General features: G+C 33.0%; 12 protein-coding genes. 6 read left to right on the top strand and 6 right to left on the bottom strand.

Going from position 1 to position 14,127, the window contains the following annotated elements:
• Positions 1-37: 37 nt before the first annotated feature.
• A complete protein-coding gene (locus HM981_RS11535; protein WP_179338956.1) occupies positions 38-1,240 on the bottom strand; it encodes a multidrug effflux MFS transporter in 1,203 nt (400 codons plus the stop codon).
• A gap of 81 nt (positions 1,241-1,321) precedes the next feature.
• Between HM981_RS11535 and HM981_RS11530 the strand changes: the two genes are divergently transcribed.
• Together HM981_RS11530 and HM981_RS11525 are read left to right on the top strand one after the other, a co-directional pair.
• Positions 1,322-1,765, top strand: coding sequence for a DinB family protein (locus HM981_RS11530; RefSeq protein WP_179338955.1), 444 nt, complete (start codon positions 1,322-1,324; stop codon positions 1,763-1,765).
• A gap of 75 nt (positions 1,766-1,840) precedes the next feature.
• Positions 1,841-3,613, top strand: coding sequence for an ABC transporter ATP-binding protein (locus HM981_RS11525; protein WP_179338954.1), 1,773 nt, complete (start codon positions 1,841-1,843; stop codon positions 3,611-3,613).
• Positions 3,614-3,748: 135 nt separating this feature from the next.
• On the opposite strand, the gene HM981_RS11520 is transcribed toward HM981_RS11525, so the two are convergent.
• From HM981_RS11520 to HM981_RS11500, 5 genes are all read right to left on the bottom strand, one after another.
• Complete coding sequence (locus HM981_RS11520; RefSeq protein ID WP_179338953.1) at positions 3,749-5,290, bottom strand: acyl-CoA carboxylase subunit beta; 1,542 nt, start codon at positions 5,288-5,290, stop codon at positions 3,749-3,751.
• An 89-nt stretch (positions 5,291-5,379) separates the two neighbouring features.
• Entirely contained in the window at positions 5,380-6,819 is a 1,440-nt protein-coding gene (gene accC, locus HM981_RS11515) for an acetyl-CoA carboxylase biotin carboxylase subunit (protein WP_179338952.1), read from the bottom strand.
• A 160-nt stretch (positions 6,820-6,979) separates the two neighbouring features.
• The gene (locus tag HM981_RS11510; protein ID WP_179338951.1) at positions 6,980-7,456 is read right to left on the bottom strand and encodes an acetyl-CoA carboxylase biotin carboxyl carrier protein subunit; all 477 of its coding nucleotides are present in this window, start codon (positions 7,454-7,456) and stop codon (positions 6,980-6,982) included.
• Between the two features lie 133 nt (positions 7,457-7,589).
• Positions 7,590-8,264, bottom strand: a complete 675-nt coding sequence (locus tag HM981_RS11505; RefSeq protein ID WP_179338950.1) for a PrsW family intramembrane metalloprotease — start codon at positions 8,262-8,264, stop codon at positions 7,590-7,592.
• 13 nt (positions 8,265-8,277) lie between these two features.
• Positions 8,278-9,534: a flippase gene (locus HM981_RS11500; RefSeq protein ID WP_179338949.1), complete on the bottom strand. Its 1,257-nt coding sequence runs from the start codon at positions 9,532-9,534 to the stop codon at positions 8,278-8,280.
• Positions 9,535-9,623: 89 nt separating this feature from the next.
• Between HM981_RS11500 and HM981_RS11495 the strand changes: the two genes are divergently transcribed.
• From HM981_RS11495 to HM981_RS11480, 4 genes are all read left to right on the top strand, one after another.
• On the top strand, positions 9,624-10,601 hold the full coding sequence (locus tag HM981_RS11495) for a helix-turn-helix transcriptional regulator (RefSeq protein ID WP_179338948.1): 978 nt from the start codon (positions 9,624-9,626) through the stop codon (positions 10,599-10,601).
• A 170-nt stretch (positions 10,602-10,771) separates the two neighbouring features.
• Positions 10,772-10,930 carry a hypothetical protein gene (locus HM981_RS11490; RefSeq protein ID WP_179338947.1) on the top strand — a complete coding sequence of 53 codons (159 nt, stop codon included), beginning with the start codon at positions 10,772-10,774 and terminating at the stop codon, positions 10,928-10,930.
• A gap of 192 nt (positions 10,931-11,122) precedes the next feature.
• Complete coding sequence (locus tag HM981_RS11485) at positions 11,123-13,588, top strand: AHH domain-containing protein (RefSeq protein ID WP_179338946.1); 2,466 nt, start codon at positions 11,123-11,125, stop codon at positions 13,586-13,588.
• On the top strand, positions 13,585-14,127 hold the full coding sequence (locus HM981_RS11480; protein WP_179338945.1) for an imm11 family protein: 543 nt from the start codon (positions 13,585-13,587) through the stop codon (positions 14,125-14,127). Before HM981_RS11485 ends, HM981_RS11480 begins: the two co-directional genes overlap by 4 nt.

Here is a 14,127-nt window from a genome sequence, read left to right as displayed (position 1 = left end):
AATCTAACCAGGAGAGTGAAAGCAATTATTTAAAACACTAAGCTTTTACTCTTACTGGTTTTTTTACACTATAGAATAAGATTAAACCGATTAATCCTGTTACAAAAAATCCAATAAATAAGGGTAGCACTGATGTTTTAATAAAACTGCCAATAAAATTAGCTATAGGTACAGCCATAACGGTAGAAATAAAGCCGTTAAGCGCAGCTCCGATTCCTGCAATATGTCCCATAGGTTGCATGGCTAATGCTCTATAATTTCCAAATAAGAACGCAACACTTGCAAACTGAATCATTAAAAACACCATTAATAGTTCTAAAGGGGGATTTATTCCAGACCAAAAAAGAATCACATAAATTAAGGAGTTAATTACAAATGCTATTAAAGCAATATGTACTAGATTCCACATGCCAAATCGGATAACTATGGCGCTATTTAAAAATGTAGAAAGACCAATAGTTACTGCTAAACTACCAAAAATATAAGGGAATAAATCTCCTAATTCATATTGAACTTGAAAAATTTGCTGAGAGGTGCTTAAGTACACCATAAAAGATCCTGTAATTAAACCCGAAAGTAACGTGTAAATAACAGCCGATTTTATTCTGAAAAATGTAATAGTACCAGACTTGAAATTAGAGAATCGAAATGATTTTTGATAGTTCTCATGAAGCGTTTCTGGTTGTCGCCTCCAAAACCAAAATATAATAATGGATCCAAAAGCTAAATTTACAGTAAAGATAGAGTGCCATCCAAAATGAGATAACAAAAACTGACCTAGCATTGGTGCAATTACAGGGACCAAAATAAAAGTCATAGTTACCACAGATAAAATTTTTGCCATATGGTCGCCACTATAAGAATCTCTAACTATAGCGGTACTCATGGTTCTTGGAGAGGATAAACCAATACCTTGCAGTACACGACCAAAAAGCATCATTTCAAAATTACGTGTTGTAATGCAAATAATGGATGCAATAATAAACACAACAAAGCCAAAATAAACCATAGGTTTACGTCCAAAAGTATCAGATAAAGGTCCAAAAATAAGCTGTCCAAAACCTAAGCCTAAAAAAATGGTGGTAATAAGTTTTTGATTTTCAGTTTCATTTACACTACCTAAATAATCACCAATTTTGGGTAAAGCTGGTAAAACCGCATCAATAGATAGTGCAACTATAGACATTAAAGCTGCCATTAGTACCACAAATTCAAATTGAGACCGAGTTTGGTTTTTCATGGCGCAAAAGTAAGAATTATTGTCTATTTTTGATGAGAAACAGTAGCAATATAAGTTTAAAATATTATATAAATCCACGGTATGCTTAAAGAGACATTAATTAAATTAATTAGCAGAGATCTTAACGGTATTATAGATGAAATTAATCAATATAAAGATGAATCTTGCCTTTGGAAAACAGAAGGATCAATCACAAATTCAGCAGGAAATATAAGTCTACATGTTGTCTCCAATTTAAATCATTTTATAGGTGCTATTTTAGGAGAATCGGGTTATGTTAGAAACCGTGAATTAGAATTTTCGCTAAAAAATATTCCTAAAGCCGAATTAATTAAAGATTTGAAAGCGACTATTGTAATTGTTGAAAAGACCTTAACCAACTTATCAACTGAAGATTTACAAGCAGACTATAAACTTCAAGTTTTTAATGCGCCAATGACCACTGAATATTTTTTAGTGCATTTGTCGTCCCATTTGGCCTATCATTTAGGGCAGATTAATTACCACAGACGACTTCTAGATTAAAATTACATTTCTGTTTATGAGTTGCCGCTTTAGGAGATTTGTAAAACGTATCTTTGCATAAAATTTAAAAAAAGCATGCAACACTTAAAAGAGACACCTAAAAGGTCTAAAACAGATAAGCCTAAAGTAACCATATTAAGTGCTTTTAAGACTATTATTTGGCCACGACGTAAATTAGTCTTCTTAGGTTTATTACTTATTGTTATTCGCAGTATATCAGGACTTATTTTACCATGGCAAAGTAAGGTGTTACTAGATGATGTGGTGCCTAACAAAGATTTTGACCAATTGTATGTCTTAATCGCTATTGTAATTACAGCCATAACAGTTCAAGCCGTTACATCATTTGCCTTAACTAAAATTTTGAGTGTTCAAGCACAATATCTTATCAGCGAATTGCGTGCTCAAGTACAAAAAAAAGTATTGTCTTTACCTATTAGTTTTTTTGATAATACTAAATCCGGAGCATTAGTGTCGCGTATTATGAGTGATGTAGAAGGTGTTCGTAATCTTATAGGTACAGGATTAGTACAGTTAGTTGGTGGTACGTTTACGGCCATTATCTCTATGATTATTTTAATAAAATTAAATGCTTGGATGACGCTTTTTGTGTTTGTTCCGTTATCCATTTTTGCAATTATAGCTTTAAAAGCCTTTAAATATATTCGTCCAATATTTAGAACCCGAGGAAAAATTAATGCAGAAGTAAAAGGACGATTAACCGAAACATTAGCTGGTGTTCGCGTTATAAAAGCATTTAATGCTGAAGAACAAGAAAATAAAGTTTTTGAAAAAGGAGTAAATGATATTTTTCAGAATGTTAAAAAGAGTTTAACAGCAACAGCTTTCATGACAAGTTCGTCCACCTTTTTAATAGGTGTTGCCACTACTGGAATTATGGGAATTGGTGGTTATTACATGATTGAAGGGAGTATGACGTCTGGAGAATTCCTATTCTTTACCTTAGTGCTTGGTTTTATGATAGCACCAATTGTACAGATGAGTAATATTGGTAGCCAATTAACAGAGGCTTTAGCAGGTTTAGATCGGACTGAAGAGTTAATGAATTTAACTGCTGAAGAAGATGACGACAATAGAACAATTCAATTAGAAGCTTTAAAAGGAGATTTGATTTTTAAAGATGTCTCGTTTGAATATGAAAAAGATAAGCCTGTTTTGCATAATATTAGTTTTAATGCGCCATCAGGCTCTGTGGTTGCTTTGGTTGGGAGTTCAGGTTCGGGTAAATCAACAATAGCAGGATTATCAGCAACATTTTTAAATCCAAAATCAGGAACCATTACAATTGATGGTAAAGATTTATCACAGGTGAAATTACAAAGTTTTAGAAAAAACTTGGGTGTTGTGTTGCAGGACGAATTTTTGTTTGAAGGCACAATTCGTGATAATATTATGTTTCCAAGACCTAATGCTACGGAGGCTCAATTGCAAAATGCTGTAAAAGCCGCTTATGTAAATGAATTTACAGACCGTTTTGATGAAGGTTTAGAGACTTTAATAGGTGAGCGTGGTGTGAAGCTTTCTGGAGGGCAACGACAACGTATAGCTATTGCTAGAGCTATTTTGGCAGATCCTAAAGTTATTATTTTAGATGAAGCAACTTCTAATTTAGATACCGAAAGTGAAGGTTTAATTCAGAAAAGTTTATCGGAGTTAACTAATAACAGAACAACTATTGTTATTGCACACCGATTGAGTACTATTAAAAAAGCAGATCAGATTTTAGTTATAGAAAATGGTCGAATAGTAGAGCGTGGTAATCATGATGAATTATTAAAAGCAGAAGGCCGTTATTATGATTTATATACGTTTCAAGCTAAGATATAAATGCCTTTCAAGCTTTGAATCATAAAAAATGAACAATTGATTTAATAGTATATATAAGTTGGAATTATCGATTTAAAATAAAAACCTGCTAAGTTTTATAGTCTTAGCAGGTTTCTGTTTTTAACTCTATCTCATCTAAAGTGGAATATTTCCATGCTTACGATCAGGTTTTGCGATGTCCTTGTTTTCAAGCATGCTAAACGCTTTTATTAATTTGCGCCTTGTGTTTTGTGGTAAAATAACCTCGTCTATAAAACCACGTTCAGCAGCACTGTATGGATTGGCAAATAATTCAGCATACTCAGCTTCTTTTTCTTTCCATTTAGCTTCCTTATCGTCTGCAGAAGTAATTTCACGCTTAAAGATAATTTCAGCAGCGCCTTTAGCTCCCATTACTGCAATTTCAGCATTAGGCCAAGCAAAGTTCATATCTGCTCCAATATGTTTAGAGTTCATAACGTCGTAAGCTCCACCATAGGCTTTTCTAGTAATAACAGTAACTCTTGGTACTGTAGCTTCACTAAACGCATAAAGCAACTTAGCTCCATTAGTGATAATAGCATTCCACTCTTGATCCGTTCCTGGTAAGAAACCTGGTACATCTTCTAATACTAAAAGCGGAATGTTAAAACAGTCACAGAAACGTACAAATCGCGCAGCTTTTTTAGAACTGTTTACATCGAGAACTCCGGCTAAGAACATTGGCTGATTGGCAACAATCCCAATGCTTTTGCCTCCTAAACGCGCAAAACCAACGATGATGTTTTCTGCGTAGTTTTTATGAATTTCGTAAAAAGAATCCGCATCAATAATCCCTTTTATGACGTTGTGCATATCGTAAGGTTTATTTGGGTTCTCAGGAACAATTGAAGACAGTGCATCTCTCACTTCTTCTTTTAGTTTAAACGGAAGCGCATCTGGTTTTGTCTTATTACTTTGTGGTAAATAACTTAAAAGTGACTTGATGTCTTCTAAGCACTCTACATCATTAGTAGATGTTTTATGTGCCACTCCAGATTTTGAAGAATGTACACTAGCACCACCAAGTTCTTCGCTAGTGACTTCTTCATTAGTTACGGTTTTTACAACATTTGGTCCAGTGACAAACATATAACTGGTGTCCTCAACCATAAGTGTAAAATCCGTCATAGCAGGAGAGTACACAGCTCCACCAGCACAAGGTCCCATAATCGCAGAGATTTGCGGAATTACACCTGAGGCTTGAACGTTTTTATAAAAAATATCGGCATAACCACCTAAAGAGCGCACGCCTTCTTGAATACGTGCTCCACCAGAATCGTTAAGACCAATCAATGGTGCTCCAACATTTACAGCCATGTCCATGATTTTACAGATCTTTTCAGCGTGAGTTTCAGATAGCGATCCTCCAAAAACAGTAAAATCTTGAGCAAATACATATATCAATTTGCCATTTACAGTGCCATAACCCGTAACCACACCATCTCCATAAAACTGTTGATTGGCCATACCAAAATCTTTAGTTCTGTGTGTTACTAAAGCTCCAATTTCTTCAAATGAACCTTCGTCTAAAAGGTATATGACGCGTTCACGTGCTGTTAATTTTTTCTTTTGATGTTGTTTATCTATTCGTGCTTGTCCACCTCCAAGTTTTGCTAGAGCTAGTTTTTCGTTTAATATTTTTACTTTGTTGTTCATTGTAATTTTTTATTCTAAAACTATTAAAGATGAAAAACTTATATAGTTTATGTGAAGTTTTAATTAAAGTAGTTCATGTTTTAAAGCAACTAACTAGATACTCGTAATACTTTTTGTTCTTTTAAAAAATGCTTTAATGCAATTTTGGCGGCAATTTCAGCTTCTAATAAATGTTGTTCCTTTAGTAAGCTGAAAGAGTAGTAGTTTTTTACAAAATGAGTATCAAAAACACCACTTCTAAAAGCATCATGTTCACACACAAAACGACCAAAAGGTAACGTACTGTGTACACCTTGTATTTGGTAGTTGTTGATTGCAGTAATCATAAGTGCAATTGCTTCGTCTCTTGTTTTACCATAAGTAATCAGTTTAGATAGCATTGGGTCGTAGTAAATAGGAATATCCATACCTTCTTCATAACCATTATCTATTCTGATGTTGTGTCCTTCAGGAAGTTTATAAACCTCCAAGTTTCCAACACTAGGTAAAAAGTCATTCATAGGATCTTCTGCATAAACACGAAGTTCTAAGGCGTGACCATTTATTTTTAAGTCTTCTTGCTTGATATTCAGTTTTTCACCTCTTGCTACTTTAATTTGAAGTTCAACTAAGTCCACTCCGGAGATCCACTCGGTAACAGGATGTTCTACTTGGAGTCTGGTATTCATTTCTAAGAAATAGAAATTGAAATTTTCATCTAATAGAAACTCTACAGTTCCGGCTCCAACATAATCACAAGAACGCGCTACGTTTATGGCAGCTCGTCCCATTTTTTCTCTTAACTCTGGTGTTAATACAGCAGAAGGTGCTTCTTCAATTATTTTTTGATGACGACGTTGTATGGAACATTCACGTTCAAAAAGATGAATGATATGACCATGGGTATCAGCCATGACTTGAATTTCGATATGTCTTGGTGATGCCACATATTTTTCAATAAACACAGAACCGTCGCCAAAGGAAGACTTTGCTTCGCTAATCGCTCTATTCATTTGCGATTCAAATTCTGCTTCATTTTCAACAATACGCATCCCTTTTCCGCCTCCTCCAGCCGAAGCTTTAATTAAGATTGGAAAACCGATGTCTTTGGCTATGCTTTTGGCTTTAGGAATATCTGTAATGGCCTCATCTGTTCCAGGAACCATGGGAATATCATAACCCTTTATGGTTTCTTTAGCGGCTAATTTATTACCCATTAGCTTAATTGCTTTAGAACGTGGACCGATAAAAATAATATTATTGGCTTCGCACAATTCGGCAAAATCAGCATTTTCACTTAAAAAACCGTAACCTGGATGAATAGCATCTACGTTAAGTGATTTTGAAACTTCTATAATTTTATCGCCTTTTAAATACGATTCGTTTGATGGAGCAGGACCAATACAAACAGCTTGGTCTGCATATTTTACGTGTGGAGCATTACGGTCTGCTTCAGAAAATACAGCGACTGTTTTAATGCCCATTTTTTTTGCCGTTTGCATCACTCTTATGGCAATTTCTCCTCTATTTGCTACTAATAATTTTTTCATCTTTAGTGTTCCGTGAAAACGGAATATCTTTTAAATTAGACTTTATCTTTTAATATCACTTTGACTATGTTTAGCAGAACTATCGAAACACTTTTGTTACAAAAAGGTTGTCTATACATGCTGTTACAACTTCACATAATACTAAAACTGAGGTTTGGTTTTATTCAAACTCAATTAAAAGCATATTTTTGTCAACAGTTTCTCTTTCATTTACCAGGATAGATTTTATAACACCTTCTCGAGGAGAATGAATTACATTTTCCATTTTCATGGCTTCAAGAATTAATAAGGTGTCGTCTTCTTTAACTTCATCACCAACCTTTACAGTAATCTCTAAGATTAATCCTGGCATTGGTGCTTTAATATCATTGACTTGTTTTGTTGCTCCGATTTCAAAACCTAAAGCTTCAATTTGCTGGTCTATAGTATCATAAATATCAACATCATAAGTGTTGTTATTCACTTTAATGGAATAAGTTTTCTTATTAAAGTCGGTTTTTAAGATTTCAGCTTTTACAGAGGTATTATCGTGAAGAACATGATACTGATTTGTTGATGTTTCAACAATATCTAAGGTTTCCATAGCTTCTTTAGATACATCGAAGGTATGAGAACCGTTAACTTTTATTTTATACATAAAGTAGAGATTTTACGTGTTTTGTTGTTTATAGTTAAAGCTACATAAAATAATAAATTTATAAGGCGATTTGCTAATTATTATTTAAAATATTTCATGTAAGTTAATTGTTATTGGTTTGATTGCTATTTTATTACGTTTTAAAGTGCGAATTGTCTTGATGTGCTTTAATTGCTTTTTTAGATAATACAATTCCTATAATTAAAGAGATAAATGCACCAATTGAAATTCCTGGAATAAAGTTTATAAATAAGAAGAAGTCGTAGGCTCCATGAAATATAGTTGCGAGTAATAAACCCATTAAATTAAGACGTAATCTGTTCTTAGAAAATTTTGCTTTCCCCATGTAAAATCCCATTAAGACACCAAATGTTGCATGTGCTGGAACTGCCGTAAAAGCACGTAATATGCCAGTTTGGTAACCTCCATCTAAAACATACATGATGTTTTCTGTACACGCAAATCCCATAGATACCATAACGGCATAGATAATGCCATCGTAAGGCTCGTTAAAGGCTTTTTTTGGTTGTGCATAATATTTGACAATAACATATTTGCTAAATTCCTCTGCTAAAGCAACCACCACAAACGCTTGAATAAATTGTTGTCCAACACTAAATTGATCAGTAACAGGAATTAGTCTGCCTGTAAAGAAATACAAGACAAATACTATGATTATACTAATTATAGCACCAAAAAGAAAGCTTAAAAGGAGTAATCTTCTCGGTTCTTTTTCGTGTTTATCCTGAACATAAATATAAATAAGAATAGCAAGTACAGGTGCAATAGCTAGTAAGAGTAGATTCATAAATCAAAAATAATTAAAAAAGGTGTAGAAGTTGCTTTCTACTTTTAGTGTCTAAAAAAACGTATACAATGTTAGTTATAAAATGACTTGCTAAAACGGCAATGGCAGCACCTGTAACGTGCCATATAGGGATTAATAAATAACATAAGATAATGTTGGATAGACAGCCAATGATAAAACGATAGACGTTTTTCTGCAAATCGTTGGTATTGATTAGATGTTTTTCATAAATCATTCCAATAAATACAAAAAGTGGTGCCCAACAAAAAATTAATAAAGGTGTTTTTGCTTCGGCATAGCTTTCAGTAAAATAAGTGTTTAAAATGGTATTTCCGAAAAGTGTATATAAGCAGCCAATTAATAAACCTAAGACACACATGATACTTAATAGTTTTTTTATTTTTAGTGCATAAAGCAAACTATCGTTTTTATAGGATTCTGCAAGAGAAGGATATAAGGCATTGATAATAGAGAACCCGATATTCCAGCTTAGAGCAATAACGAGAAACTGAACAGTGGCAAAAATACCGTTGGCATGATCGCCAAGAAAGTATTTTAGAAACAGCTCGTCAATGGTGATATAAAACATAATTAAACCATTGGAAATCATTAAAGGAAATGCCATTTTTAATAATGATTTTCCTAAAGGCCATGAAAAGATCCATTGTCTAAATGAAAATTGCTTTTCATACTTTAAAATGATGCCATAAATTAAGCCTTGAATAATAAAGTCTAGAACAATGAGTTTTGCAAAAAAATAAACATCTAGTTGGTTTTTAACACCATAGTATTGTAAGGAGACAATAATAATTAAACTCGTAATTTTACTTATGAATATGATTTTTGTCTGTTTTTTTGCTAGTAAATAATATTCAAAAACGTCGGTAAGCTTAAAAAGATAACTAAGGGTTATAATGTAATACAATCCCTTTAAAGGGCTGGTTTCTGAGATGTTAAAATAGATTAATATTCCTATGAAAATTACAATCCAACTCATAAGACGAAGGTAAAAAGCGGTTGCTAATATTTGCTCACTTTGTTTTGGCTTAAATACAATTTCTCTAATGCAAATACCTGATAAGCCTAAAAAAAATAAAGGAGTAAGCATACCTAAAATAGATTCTACAAATTTAAGCTTGCCAATATCTACGGTGCCTAATGTGCTATAGATTTGAGGAACAATGAGTACACCTGTAATTAGTTGAATAAGTTTTTCTAAGGTAAACCATTTGGTAGCAATAAAATCTTTCTTACTAAAAACCGATATCATGAAATATGTTTGGGTTTTCAAAGATATAAAAACCGATTCTTTTTAGTCATTTGAGCGATTATTATTACATTCGTTTTTCAATCCATTAAATGACTCCAGAGTTTCTTCGTCGCTATTATATATTACGCATTATTTCAAACCCTAAAGTTTATGGAGTTGAAAAAAATGGTTTTGTTCCCTTGGAAGATCTGCAAAGGTCTTTAGATCAGTTACGTGTAAATAATATAGACGATCCTCTTTACAGTAAATTAAATCTGCACAGTCAAAAAACGATTAAGCGCGATCTAGAAAAAATAAAATCGTATTATCATACTAATATTACACACAAAAGGAATTACGGTTACTTTGTTGATGACTATGAAATAAATGAAGTATTAAAAGAGGTTTACGAAAAAACAGAACTCTATCTCTTGCATCACCATGCCCATGCATGGAAAACGTATGTAACTACAGCACGTAGTTCGTTGAGCTCGCAAGTGGATTTGGTGCCTTTAATTCAAGCTATAGAGCAACATTTGTTAATTGAAATAACTTATCATGGTTGGTATGATGATGGCTTTAAGACCATAAACGGCTTTTTTCAGGCGCTTCATATTAAGGAAATTAATAAAGCTTGGTATTTAATGGCGTATAATGAACGCTATGGCATTTATGCCTTTTGTTTAGATAATAGAATAAAGAGTTTATCTATAAGCAAGCGAAAAGTTAAAGAACCCGTAGTTTTTAGCTCTGAAGACTATTTTAAAAATGTTATAGGCATTCTAAAATCGGAAATCAATGCGGAATGGATTCATATACAAGTCGCCAATCACCACTTTAAGTATTTAGAAAATAATCCGTTGCATCACTCCCAGCAGATTGTAACACGTCCAAAAGATATTGACACGAACAACTTAGACTATAAAAACCCTAATATTTGGGGTGAAATTAAAGTGTATGTAGAACCTAACTATGAATTTTTAATGGAAATTTTAAAATACAATCTTTGGGTTAAGGTGGTTAGTCCGTTACATGTAAAAGCTTATGTAAAGCATCATTTGGAGTTAATGTTGGGTTATTATGAGTAGATTCCTTTAATTACATTCTCCTTGTCTAGTTTTCTCCTTTAATGTTTTTATGTCTTATAAAGACAGTCTAATTTCATGTCCTTAAAAATAACTTTTTGAAACGGACACATTTTGTCGATTACAAAAATAGATTTGAGAATTATTAGAAATTACCCCAAAACAACCAACTTATGGCGACCTATAAATGCAATATCTGTGGCATCTACAAAAATGATACTGTGACTTCTCAATTAAATACGAGTACGACTTGTAAATCTTTAGAAAATACTGTTGAAGTTGTGTTTCATAAATGGAATTTGATTTCTGAGGATGATTTAACGACTATTTAAATTATATAATTTAATGGCAACATTTGAAATGAAAACGAAACGAGCAATAAATGTGCAGCTAAAACTAGATAAATCTTTAAGCTAAAAATACTGATGAATATAGAATGTTTTAATTTTTGTACAGCTACAAACGAATGCTGTTTTGATCTTGTTTTTAGTATAAGTTGAATAATTTAATTAGGTAAAACACAAATGAAAATAAAACTCTTACTATTAGTAATTCTACTTTCAACATTGGAATCTTGCATCCAAACTCCCGAATTAGTTAAGGCTTGGGTTAAGGTTGAAAATTGTGATTGTTTTTTATGGTCAATTATAGATAATAGAACATACCAATGGGATGGAGATACGTTTGAGGGTTACATTCATGGAGAGGGAGAATTAAGAGTTTTTATCAATGACTCTTTAATTGAATCAAAAAATTACAAAAAAAATAACTTAGCTTTCTATGGTGCCATAAATAAAGAAGAAGCATATCAGTATAAAGGAGATTACTTCGTAGGAAGTCTTAAAAATGGTTTGTACGAAGGGAAAGGTGTTTTGCTAAAAGAGAATGGAGATATTTATTCTGGGGAGTTTAAAAGTGGTATTCCAGATGGTACGCTTAACTATTACAAAAAAAAGATTCTAAGATATTCAGGAGATTGGAAGGATGGCAGATATCATGGATTTGGTGTTCAGTACCTTGATGATAACACTACAAAAGTAGGAATATGGAGTGAAGGCGAAATTACAGATGTTGAAAAAGTAAGGGTTAATTATGATTACGGAGTCTATTTTGGGTTTATCAAAAACAACAAACCAAGTGGTGAAGGTGAACTAATAACTTATAAAAATGATACTCTTTTTGGAAATTGGGCTGATGGAAAACTTGATGGCTATGCCGAGGTAATATCTGATAGTTTCCAAAGCTCTGGAGAATGGGAGAACGGAAAACTAAATGGTCATTCTTATTGCGTTTATTCCGATTTTTCTATTTATAACGGAGATTTCGTTGATAACGTGAAGTCTGGATATGGTGAATTATTTTATAAAGATGAACTCTATCAAGGTGAGTGGGCTAATGATAAGTTTCATGGACTTGGTTATTATCAATATGAAAACGGAAATAGTTACTTAGGAAACTGGAAATCGGGCATTCAAGATGGAAATGGCACTATAGAAACCGAAACTTTCAGTTATACTGGTGACATCGTTAACGGAATTGTAAAAGGTTATGGTGAAGTTGAATATAAAAATGTAAGGGATGAATATAAAGGTCATTTCGAAGATAACATAAGGTCCGGTAACGGTTCTTATCTATATGAAAATGGGAATGTATATCAAGGAGAGTTTGCTAATGATTTATTTAATGGTATTGGTGTTTTTACATACAACGATGGAAGTCAATATCAGGGAGATTTTTTTGATGGTAAAATTTACGGAGAAGGTTCTCTCTATCTAAAGGAAGGAGATTCGACAATTGTTTTCACTGCAGTTTGGAGTGAAGAAGGGAAATTTCCTGAACAAGCAAGTATTCTGTTTCCTAATGGAGATTTGTATGAAGGTCCAATTGTAAATGGAATACCAACCAACGATGGGGAGTGGACAAGACAGGAGGATAGAGAAACAAATTCTGCTACACCTAATAGAAGAAATATATATAAAGCTAATGATTTCTTTAAAAAGCATCAAGCTTCTATAAATAAATTTGGTGACGTTTTAATTTATGTAGAAACAGCAGCATTAGCTGTTGCGGTGGTAGCCGCAGTGGCTGCACCTCTAACTGGCGGTGCTAGTTTAGTTCTTGCTGCTGGTGCTTACAGTGTTAGTAAAGGTGCAGCGGTAGGATATGCCGGAGTACAAGGATTGAATGCCTTATCTGCAAGCATCGATTCAGCAGAATATTACGAGAATGGTGAGTTTGAAAAGGCTAAAGAGGCCGTAACTGAAGCTGGAAAAATTGCTACTATTGGAGCTGCTACACTTGTAGCTCCTCCCGTATTAAGGAAAACAGGAAATATAATTAGGCCTATCCTTATAAAAACTCTAAAACCAATAATAAACAAAGGAAAAACATTTGGAAAAATATTTAGTATTGCCATCGCTAAAAATGGTATCATAAATAAGATTAAATTACCGGCTAAAAGATTAATTAAAGGTGGATTTCGAAAACAGACTCTAAATATATCAGCAAGTAAAAGAGTAGTGAATGATAAGGCAAATACTCTTAAGCAATTATTAGGGTACGGTAAAAGTGGTAGTGTACTTTCTAAGAATATGACTAAAGCAGGGTCGAAATCAATAAAAGGCACACAGGCTCATCACCTTATAGGAAATGATTCAAAATGCCCAAACTCGTTAAAATTAGTAAGTATTCTTGCGAAACACTCAATAGATATCAACAGTGCCATTAATGGATTGAGATTGCCAGGTGGACATCCGGTAGCTGGGCAAAAAGGGTATAAAATGACATCTGCCCGTGGACAAGTCCATCAAGGTAGTCACAATTGTAAATATTACGATCAAGTCTATGAAATATTAAAAAATGCAAGAACACAAGATAAACTTATTGAAGCACTATCAACTGTGAAAAAGAAAGTGTATAAAGGTGAATTAAGACTAAATCGAGTTCCTTTTAAAAATGATATTTTTAGAACAAAATTAATTAGGAAATGAGCATCTATAAATTAAATAAAAAATATGAGTTTGCTGAGTTGTTTGCAGGTTCCGAGTTTTTAGAATTACTCGATAATGGATTCGAAGGGAAGTCAATGCTTAATTTGTGGGAGATACCAAAAATGGAATGGAACTTTCAAACTTCGTCAGTTAAATGTGACATATCAATGATATTAGGTTTAATACCTATTGTAAATAAAAAAGTTAAAGAGAAATTAATATTCATTGGAACAGCCAATTTAGCCGAATTTCTTCCTGTCCTTGTGGGTGAACAAGAGTATTATGCAATCAATGTGCTATATCATTCCAGTGAATTACTTAATAAAAGGAAATCAAAAATTATTTATTTCTCAGATAAAACTATTATGCATATTGATAAATATGTTTTTATTGAAGAAGAGACTCATCCTATATTTAAAGTATCTCAAGCTTTAATACATATTTTCGTAAATGATATAATTAAAGATATTATTGAAAGGGAATCTTTCACTGGAATAGAATTTGAAAAATGCGAAATATCATCAAGAAGATGGTTTTAA

This window comes from Winogradskyella ludwigii, from assembly GCF_013403985.1.
Taxonomy (GTDB): Bacteria; Bacteroidota; Bacteroidia; order Flavobacteriales; family Flavobacteriaceae; genus Winogradskyella; species Winogradskyella ludwigii.
The sequence above is the reverse complement of the archived record's forward strand: the minus strand, read 5'-3'. Positions and strand labels throughout refer to the sequence as shown.

Coding starts and splice junctions, on each gene's coding strand:
- HM981_RS11485 (WP_179338946.1), top strand. CDS start 11,123: ATGAAAATAAAACTCTTACTATTAGTAATTCTACTTTCAACATTGGAA.
- HM981_RS11490 (WP_179338947.1), top strand. CDS start 10,772: ATGGCGACCTATAAATGCAATATCTGTGGCATCTACAAAAATGATACT.
- HM981_RS11505 (WP_179338950.1), bottom strand. CDS start 8,264: ATGAATCTACTCTTACTAGCTATTGCACCTGTACTTGCTATTCTTATT.
- HM981_RS11525 (WP_179338954.1), top strand. CDS start 1,841: ATGCAACACTTAAAAGAGACACCTAAAAGGTCTAAAACAGATAAGCCT.
- HM981_RS11530 (WP_179338955.1), top strand. CDS start 1,322: ATGCTTAAAGAGACATTAATTAAATTAATTAGCAGAGATCTTAACGGT.
- HM981_RS11535 (WP_179338956.1), bottom strand. CDS start 1,240: ATGAAAAACCAAACTCGGTCTCAATTTGAATTTGTGGTACTAATGGCA.
- HM981_RS11480 (WP_179338945.1), top strand. CDS start 13,585: ATGAGCATCTATAAATTAAATAAAAAATATGAGTTTGCTGAGTTGTTT.
- HM981_RS11520 (WP_179338953.1), bottom strand. CDS start 5,290: ATGAACAACAAAGTAAAAATATTAAACGAAAAACTAGCTCTAGCAAAA.
- HM981_RS11500 (WP_179338949.1), bottom strand. CDS start 9,534: ATGATATCGGTTTTTAGTAAGAAAGATTTTATTGCTACCAAATGGTTT.
- accC (WP_179338952.1), bottom strand. CDS start 6,819: ATGAAAAAATTATTAGTAGCAAATAGAGGAGAAATTGCCATAAGAGTG.
- HM981_RS11510 (WP_179338951.1), bottom strand. CDS start 7,456: ATGTATAAAATAAAAGTTAACGGTTCTCATACCTTCGATGTATCTAAA.
- HM981_RS11495 (WP_179338948.1), top strand. CDS start 9,624: ATGACTCCAGAGTTTCTTCGTCGCTATTATATATTACGCATTATTTCA.